The 8,717-nt window shown below is 71.7% G+C and carries 5 protein-coding genes; 4 read left to right on the top strand and 1 reads right to left on the bottom strand.

Annotated elements, in window-relative coordinates; genetic code table 11:
* Window positions 1–185: 185 nt before the first annotated feature.
* Window positions 186–1,631 carry an aldehyde dehydrogenase family protein gene (locus CCN29_RS22330; RefSeq protein WP_006136726.1) on the top strand — a complete coding sequence of 482 codons (1,446 nt, stop codon included), beginning with the start codon at window positions 186–188 and terminating at the stop codon, window positions 1,629–1,631.
* Between the two features lie 101 nt (window positions 1,632–1,732).
* Here the strand turns inward: CCN29_RS22330 and CCN29_RS22325 are convergent, their stop codons facing one another.
* Window positions 1,733–4,579, bottom strand: coding sequence for a glycoside hydrolase family 3 C-terminal domain-containing protein (locus tag CCN29_RS22325; protein ID WP_086684013.1), 2,847 nt, complete (start codon window positions 4,577–4,579; stop codon window positions 1,733–1,735).
* A 388-nt stretch (window positions 4,580–4,967) separates the two neighbouring features.
* On the opposite strand from CCN29_RS22325, the gene CCN29_RS22320 reads away from it, so the two are divergent.
* The 3 genes from CCN29_RS22320 to CCN29_RS22310 are packed head-to-tail and all read left to right on the top strand — an operon-like array spanning window position 4,968 to window position 8,673.
* Window positions 4,968–6,656 (top strand): extracellular solute-binding protein, encoded by a 1,689-nt coding sequence (locus tag CCN29_RS22320; RefSeq protein ID WP_086684010.1) that lies wholly within the window; start codon window positions 4,968–4,970, stop codon window positions 6,654–6,656.
* Between the two features lie 26 nt (window positions 6,657–6,682).
* The gene (locus CCN29_RS22315) at window positions 6,683–7,723 is read left to right on the top strand and encodes an ABC transporter permease (protein ID WP_006136723.1); all 1,041 of its coding nucleotides are present in this window, start codon (window positions 6,683–6,685) and stop codon (window positions 7,721–7,723) included.
* Window positions 7,720–8,673, top strand: a complete 954-nt coding sequence (locus CCN29_RS22310) for a carbohydrate ABC transporter permease (RefSeq protein WP_031023244.1) — start codon at window positions 7,720–7,722, stop codon at window positions 8,671–8,673. The genes CCN29_RS22315 and CCN29_RS22310 overlap by 4 nt, the downstream gene beginning before the upstream one ends.
* Window positions 8,674–8,717: the final 44 nt, after the last annotated feature.

Raw genomic sequence — 8,717 nt, 5'->3', positions numbered from 1 at the left:
GTTCCCCGCGCCCCTGGGGGGTGTTCTCACGCCGGTCAATCGGGCCGGGTGGTCTCTTGCCAATGTGGCGTGGAAGGTGCCGGTACTGCTCCGTCCCGGACAAACGTTCGTCCGGCCCGCCGGACCTACCGTGGTGGCCTGACCACCCACGTACACCCCTCAACGCGGAAGGGCCGGGACTCACGATGACTTCCACACACGCCTTCTGGCTCGCCGGCCGCCAGGCCACCGGCGAGACCGCCTTCGACGTCACCTCCCCCTGGGACGGCCGGGTCGTCGGCGCCGTGAGCGTGCCGACCGAGGCGCAGGTCGAGGAGGCCGTGGCCGCCGCGTACGCCGTTCGGGACGAGTTCGCCGCCACCCCCGCGCACGTCCGGGCCGCCGCCCTGGACCACGTCAGCCGCCGGCTGGCCGAGCGCACCGAGGAGATCGCGCGGCTGATCTCCGCCGAGAACGGCAAGCCGATGAAGTGGGCGCGCGGCGAGGTCGGCCGGGCCGTGTCCGTGTTCCGCTTCGCCTCCGAGGAGGCCCGCCGGTTCAACGGCGGCGACGCCCAGCGGCTCGACACCGACGCGGGCGGCCAGGGCCGGCTCGCCTTCACGCGCCGCTTCCCGAAGGGCGTCGTCCTCGGTATCGCGCCGTTCAACTTCCCGCTGAACCTGTGCGCCCACAAGGTCGCCCCCGCGATCGCCGCCGGCGCGCCCATCGTGCTGAAGCCGGCGCCGGCCACCCCGCTGTCCGCGCTGATCCTGGGCGAGCTGCTGGCCGAGACCGAGCTGCCCGCCGGCTCCTGGAGCATCCTGCCGGTGCCCAACGACCGTATGCCCGCCCTGGTCCAGGACGAGCGGCTGCCGGTCATCTCCTTCACCGGCTCCGAGAAGGTCGGCTACGCGATCATGGACTCGGTGCCGCGCAAGCACTGCACCCTGGAGCTGGGCGGCAACGGTGCGGCCGTCGTCCTCGCCGACTGGGCGAGCGACGAGGACCTCGACCGGGCCGCGACCCGCATCGCGACCTTCTCCAACTACCAGGGCGGTCAGTCCTGCATCTCCGTGCAGCGGGTGATCGCGGACGCCTCGGTGTACGACCGGCTGGTGCCGCGCGTCGTCGCCGCCGTGGAGGCCCAGGTCACGGGTGACCCGTCCGACGACGCCACCGACGTCGGCCCGCTGGTCAGCGAGGACGCCGCCCAGCGCGTCGAGGCGTGGGTGAACGAGGCCGTCGAGGCGGGCGCCACCCTCCTCACCGGCGGCAAGCGCGACGGCGCCTCGTACGCGCCGACCGTGCTCACCGACGTGCCCGCCGACGTGACGATCTCCTGCGAGGAGGTCTTCGGACCGGTGCTGACGGTGCAGAAGGTGAACGGCGAGGACGAGGCCTTCGCCGCCGTCAACGACTCCAAGTACGGCCTCCAGGCGGGCGTGTTCACCCACGACCTCCAGACCGCCTTCCGCGCCCACCGCGCGCTGGAGGTCGGCGGCGTGGTCGTCGGCGACGTGCCCTCCTACCGCGCGGACCAGATGCCGTACGGCGGCGCCAAGCAGTCCGGTGTGGGCCGCGAGGGCGTGCGGTTCGCGATGGAGGACTACACCTACGAGCGGGTGATGGTCCTCACCGGCCTCGCCCTCTGACGGCGGCACCCCGGCCACGGAGACACGGCGGCTCACGGCGACACCCCGGCCACGGCAAGGGCCCGGCACCGACGCGTTCGGTGCCGGGCCCATCGCCGTGCTCAGTCCCCGAAGGACATGCGCGCCACCCGCAACGCCCCCCGCACCCGCAGCCGCACGTCCCGCACCCCACCGGGCGCCCCCACGACCGGCGCGCTCAGCGTGACGTACGCGTAGGGGCCCGCCGTCGGCGTCTCCAGGGAGAGGGCGGTCAGGACGGGGCCGCCGTCGACGGCAACCTCCACCGTGCCCGTGCCGCCGGACACCTCCACCGACACCTCCCGCACCCCGGTGCCCAAGTCGCACCCCCGGTAGAGGAGTTCGCCGTCCTTGCCGCCCAGCGGGGTCACCGCGTCGCCCGACTCCTTCGTCCGGTCGACGATCTCGGTGCCGCTCTGCTCGTCGAAGTCCACCGTCTCCAGGCCGCGTTCGACCACCGGACGCGGCCTGGACGGCTCGCCCTCCAGCACCACCGTGGTGCTCAGCCGCACGTCCTCGCTGGACGCGCCGGCCAGCAGCTCGTACGCCCCCGGCTCCACCCGCCACCGTCCGACGGCCACGTCCCAGAACGCGAACGCGGAGAGCGGCAGGTCGAAGAACAGCCGCGTGCTCTCGCCGGGCGCCAGGGTCATCCGGCGGTGGCCGAGCAGTTCCCGGCGCGGGCGCCGCACGGACGGGTCCACGGCGCGCCCGTACAGCTGGGCCACCTCGTCGGCCGTGACCGCGCCCGTGTTGGTGACCGAGAAGGCCACCCGGACCTCGGAGTCCGTCGCGTCCGCGGTCAACTCCCGGTAGGAGAACGAGGAGTAGGACAGACCGTGCCCGAAGGGGAACAGCGGGGCGCCCTCGAAGTAGAGGTAGGTCTGGCGGCCGCCGATCACGTCGTAGTCGAGCAGTTCCGGCAGGTCGGCGTCGTCGGCGTACCAGGTCTGCGGCAGCCGGCCCGCGGGGGAGACGTCACCGGCCAGCACCCGCGCCAGGGCGGTGCCGGCCGCCTGGCCGCCGTGCGCGGTCCACAGCACCGCCGGGAGGTCCGCCGGGTCCACGGCGTACGGGTACGCGGACACCAGGGCCAGCACCGTGCGCGGGTTGGCGGCGAGGGCGGCGCGCAGCAGCCGCTCCTGCTGGGCGGGCAGGCGCAGGGTGGTGCGGTCCTCGGTCTCCCGCCCGTTGATGTGCGGGTCGTTGCCGGCGACCACCACGACCGCGTCGGCCGCGGCGGCGGCGCGGGCCACGGCGTCCTCGCCGCGCTCGGTGACGACCAGCTCGAACACCTCGGGTTCGCCCTCGGCGGCGCGCACCCCGTCCGCCGTGACCCGCACGGGGTGCCCGGTCCCCAGGTGACGCAGCAGATGGCCGTCCCCGTGCGGCTCCAGGCGGAACGTCTCCTGGACGATCCAGCCGCCCGGCTGGTCGGCGGAGGCGCGCAGATGTCCGTCGTCGGCGACCGACAGGTACCGGCCGTCCGGAGCGCGAAGGGTCAGCACCCCGTCGCCCCAGTCGACGAGGGCGAGTTCGGTGCCGTCCGGTGCCGCGGTGAGCGGCGGAAGGTCGGTGCGGCCGGCGAGCAGCGCCGGGTCGAGGGCGCCCTCCTCGCCGCGCGCCGGCTCCGGGGCGTCGGGGGCGGGCGGCACGTGCAGGAAGGCGCCGGCGGAGGTGCGCAGCAGGACGCGGTCCACGCCTTCGGCGAACTCCACGCGGTCGGCGCCGAACCGCTCGTACAGGCCCTCCAGCGGGGTGGAGCGGTGAATCAGGCTGCCGCTGTACCAGTCGAGCTTGCACTCGTCGGCGAGCAGCCCGACCACCGCGAGCCGGCTCCCCGGGGCGAGCGGCAGCAGGCCGTCGTTCTTCAGCAGCACGGCCGCCTGCTCGGCGGCCTCCTGCGCGAGCGCCCGGTGTTCGGGGGTGTCGAAGGCCCGCTCACCGGCGTACGGGTCCCTGTCGGGGTCGAACTCGCCGAGCCGGAATCGCACCGACAGCTGCCGCCGGACCGCCGTGTCGACGTCCTCCTCGGTCAACAGGCCCTGTGCCAGGGCCCCCTTGATCCGGGCGACGATCGTCGAGCTGTCGGTGCCGTGGTCGGTGAAGCTGTCGACGCCCGCGCGCAGCGCCGCCGCCGTGGCCTCCTCGTGGGTGTCGAAGTAGTGCTCGGAGTCGACCAGGTTGGACGGGGCGCCCGCGTCGGAGCACACCAGCAGCTCCTCCCCCGTCCAGGTGCGCAACTGCTCCCGCAGATGGGGCGACACGTGGTTGGGGCGGCCGTTGACCAGGTTGTACGCCGGCATCACCCCGGCCACCGCGCCCGCCTCCACCGTGTCGCGGAAGGCCCGAAGGTCGTACTCGTGCAGCACGCGCGGGCGGACCGAGCTGGACGTGGTGTCGCGGCGCGTCTCGTTGTTGTGCGCCAGCCAGTGCTTGAGGACGGGCGCGGTGCGCCAGTACACGGGATGGTCGCCGCGCAGGCCGCGGGTGTAGGCGGTGGCGATCGCCGAGGTGAGCCGCGGGTCCTCGGAGTAGCCCTCCTCGTTGCGGCCCCACAGCGGGTGGCGCAGCAGATTGACCGTCGGCGACCAGACGTTGAGGCCGACCCGCCCGTCCCGGGAGCGCATCGCGCGGGCCTCCCGGGAGACCGCCTCGCCCACCCGGCGCACCAGGTCCTCGTTCCAGGTCGCGCCCAGCCCGACGGCCTGCGGGAAGACCGTCGCCGGGCCCATCCAGGCGACCCCGTGCAGGGCCTCCTGGCCGGTGCGGAACGCGGCGACGCCCAGCCGCTCGACGGCGGGAGCGAACTGGTGCAGGAAGCCGGTCCTCTCGTCCGGGGTGAGCCGCGACAGCAGGTCGTCGACGCGCTCGGCGAACGGCAGGCCCGGGTCGCGGAACGGCGGCGTGGGCGGGGTGGGTGCGGTCACGTGGGTCCCCTCGGCATGGAGCGCACTGGCGCTTTCGAAGCGCTTCGATGCTCGGTGGGCGGCCGGGCGGGTGTCAAGCATCTGTGTGCCGGGACAGGTGGGCCCTCGCGGTACCCGGGGAGGCAACCGGCTTGACCTCCGCCCTCGTGATCGCGCGGTCGGCGCAGGAATTATCGAAGCGGGCCTTGTGTGACCCTAGGTGTTCACTTAACCTCGCAGCAACATCGAAGCGCTTCGACAGCGAGGGTGCCTGATGGCATGCACCTTCGTCCTGACGGCGTGCACCTTCCGCCGGACGACCGCTTCCGATCAGCCAGTTCCACCGAAGAGACACCACTGCCGACGGCCACCTGCCGGGTGTCCTGGTGCGCCACGAAGGGTTGACGCAATGACGCCGAACGCCGCTTCCTCCTCCGCGCCGAGCCGGAGAAGCTTCCTCGCCTCCACGGCGGCCGCCACCGCGGCGGTGGCCGTGGGGACGCCGCTGCTGGCCGCCTGCGGCGGCGGGGGCCAGGAGGGACGCAAGGAGGGCACCACCTCGGGCAAGGAGGCCGCGAAGATCCTCCCGGCGTACGTGGCGTCGAGCGTCGTCACGCCCGACATCCCGGCGAAGAACGGATCGGCGGCCGGCTTCACCCGGGCGATACCGGCGGCCGAGCTGAAGACCTCCGTGCCCAAGGCGCTCGGCAGCGGAGGGAAGCTGACGGTCATGTCCCCGTTCTGGGGCACCCCGCCGAAGGACGACAACCCCTACTACACGGCGATGAACAAGGCCGTCGGCGTCGACGTCGCCTGGCAGAACCAGGACGGCGTCACCTACGACCAGAAGCTCGGCGCGGTCCTCGCCTCCAGCGACATCCCCGACGTGGTGGTCGTCCCCGGCTGGAACCTGATGGGCCGCATCCCGAGCGCCGTCAACGCCAAGTTCGCCGACCTCGGCCCGTACCTGTCCGGCGACAAGGTGAAGGAGTACCCCAACCTCGCCGCCGTCCCCACCGAGGCGTGGCAGCGCGGCATCTTCGGCGGTCAGCTGCGCGGCATCCCCATGCCCGCCTCGTACGTCACCGACATCGCGCCGCTGTACCGCAAGGACCTGTTCGCCAAGAAGGGCTACACCGTCCCGGGCAGCCCCGAGGAGTTCCTGGCCTGGGCGAAGGAGGCCACCGACGCCAAGTCCAAGCTGTGGGCCTGCGACGACATGAAGTGGACGGCGTTCAACATCTTCGGCGTCCTCTCCGGCAGCGACAAGGCGCTCTGGTGGAACCTGGAGGGCGACAAGCTCGTCAACCGCATCGAGACCGAGCAGTACCTCGAGGCGCTGGAGTGGACCCGCAAGCTGTACGCCGCCGGGGTGGTCCACCCCGACGCGGTGCAGGGCAAGGCCGGCGGCGACGCCGGCAACCGGTTCACCGCGGGCGAAGTGCTGGTCTACAACCAGAACATCTCCGACTGGTGGGGCAAGACCGCCGAACAGCGCACGCAGAACGCGGACTTCGAGATGGAGGCGTTCGACTGCTTCGGCCCCGACGGCGGCGACCCCACGCTGTGGGCGGTCCAGCCGGCCAACATCTTCACCTTCGTCTCGAAGAAGGCCTCCGAGCAGCAGGTCAAGGACTTCCTCGCGCTCTGCAACTTCTGCGCCGCGCCCTACGGCACCAAGGAGTTCATGCTCACCGCCTACGGCGTCGAAGGCACCGACTACACCCTCTCCAAGGGCCTGCCGGTCAAGACCCAGCGGGGCGTCAACGAGGTCAACGGCGCCTACGACTACACCGGCAACCCGGCCCCGTACATCGCCTACCCCGACCTGCCCGAGGTCACCAAGGGGATGGTCGAGTGGCAGCAGCGCATGGGCGCCTTCACGAAGAAGTCGTCGTTCTTCGGGCTCACCGTCACCGAGCCGGCCCGCTGGTCCAACCTCGCGGACGACTTCGAACAGCTGGAGGACGACGTGGTGCGCGGCCGCAAGAAGATCGGCGACGTGCAGCAGGCGGTGTCCGACTGGAAGGGCAGGGGCGGCGACGGACTGCGCGACTGGTACCGCAAGCTGCTCGACGACAACGGCTCGGCCGACTGACCCGGGGCCGAGGCGAGGAGACGGCCGTGTCGCACAGCACGGTGCCTCGGGGGACGACCGAGGCGCAGACACCCCGGCAGGACGACGACCGGGCGACCGGGAACCCGGTCCCGCGGGAGAAGCGCGGGAGACAGGCCGGGAGGCTGTCGTTGCGGATCAGGTGGCGGCGTGACCGCACGCTGATCCTGATGACCGTCCCCGCCCTGCTGCTGGTCCTGGTCTTCAACTACGTGCCGATCCTCGGCAACGTGGTCGCCTTCCAGGACTACGACCCCTATCTCAGCGAGAACGGCTTCGTCGCCATCTTCGAGAGCCCCTGGACCGGGTTCGAGCAGTTCGAGCGGATCTTCGCCGACTCGGCCTTCTGGCACGCGGTGCGGAACACCTTCGTGCTGTTCTTCCTGCAGCTGGTGCTCTACTTCCCCATCCCGATCCTGCTCGCGCTGCTCATCAACAGCGTGGTGCGGCCCCGGGTGCGGGCGGTCGCCCAGGCGATCATGTACCTGCCGCACTTCTTCTCCTGGGTGCTCGTCGTCACCGTCTTCATGCAGATCTTCGGCGGCGCCGGCATCATCGCGCAGACCCTCCGCCGCCACGGCTACGAGGGCTTCGACCTGATGACGAACCCGGAGGTCTTCAAGTACCTGGTGACCGCCGAGACCGTCTGGAAGGACGCCGGCTGGGGCATCATCGTCTTCCTCGCCGCCCTCTCCTCCGTCTCCAACGACCTGTACGAGGCCGCCGCCATGGACGGCGCGGGCCGCTGGCGCCGCATGTGGCACGTCACCCTGCCCGCGCTGCGCCCGGTGATCGCCCTGCTGCTGGTGCTGCGCGTCGGCGACGCCCTCACCGTCGGCTTCGAGCAACTGTTGCTGCAGAGACAGGCGGTGGGCGTCGACGCCTCCGAGGTCCTCGACACCTACGTGTGGTGGAACGGCATCCGCAACCAGGACTTCAGCTACGCCGCCGCGGCCGGACTCGTCAAGGGCGTGGTGGGCCTCGGCCTGGTCCTCACCGCCAACAAGGTGGCCCACCTCATGGGCGAGCAGGGGGTGTACAAGAAATGACCGCCGTCCTCGGCACCCGTCAGGACCCCGAGCCCTCCGTGCGGAAACCCGGCCGCTGGTCCGCGCCGCCCCGCCCGGTGTGGGAGGAGGAGCCGTCCCGCGCCGGACAGGCCGGCAAGGGGATCGCCCTCGGTCTGGCCTGCCTGGCCGTCCTCTTCCCGCTGTGGATCGTGATCGTCACCAGCCTCCAGACCAAACGCACCATCGACGAGGCGGGCGGCCTGGTGGTGATCCCCAGAAGCATCACCTTCGTCGCCTACCAGGAACTCCTCGGCGGCGGGCAGGTGCAGCGCGCCGCCCTGGTCAGCGTCGGCGTCACCGTCGTCGGCACGCTGTTCAGCATGGCCGTGTCGGTGCTGTGCGCGTACGGCCTGTCGCGCGGCGGCTCGCTGGGGCACCGCTGGATCCTGATGACCCTGCTCGCCACCATGTTCTTCGGCGCCGGCCTCATCCCGACCTACCTGCTGGTGCAGGCGCTCGGGCTGACCGACACCTACCTGGCGCTGATCCTGCCCAGCGCGGTCAGCGTGTTCAACATCCTGGTGCTGCGCGCGTTCTTCATGAACATCTCGCAGGAACTCGTCGACAGCGCCCGCATCGACGGGGCGGGGGAGTGGCGCATCCTGCTGCGCATCGTGATGCCGCTGTCCCGCGCGGTCATCGCCGTGATCTCCCTGTTCTACGCGGTGGGCTACTGGAGCGCCTGGTTCAACGCCTCCATCTACCTCACCGACCAGGACATGATGCCGCTGCAGAACGTCATGATCCAGCTGGTGCAGAAGCAGGAGCGGCCGGTCGGCCTGTCCGCGCAGATCAACACCGGGCAGCTGTCCCCGCTGGCCGTCCAGATGGCCGTGATGGTGCTGGCCCTGCTGCCGGTGGCCGTGCTCTCGCCGTTCGTCCAGAAGCACTTCAAGAAGGGGATGCTCACCGGCGCGGTCAAGGGGTGACCCCCGACGAGCGGGACGCCCCCGGGCGTCCCGCTCGTCGGGGG

Source organism: Streptomyces pseudogriseolus, assembly GCA_002154585.1.
Lineage (GTDB): Bacteria > Actinomycetota > Actinomycetes > Streptomycetales > Streptomycetaceae > Streptomyces > Streptomyces pseudogriseolus.
The sequence above is the reverse complement of the archived record's forward strand: the minus strand, read 5'-3'. Positions and strand labels throughout refer to the sequence as shown.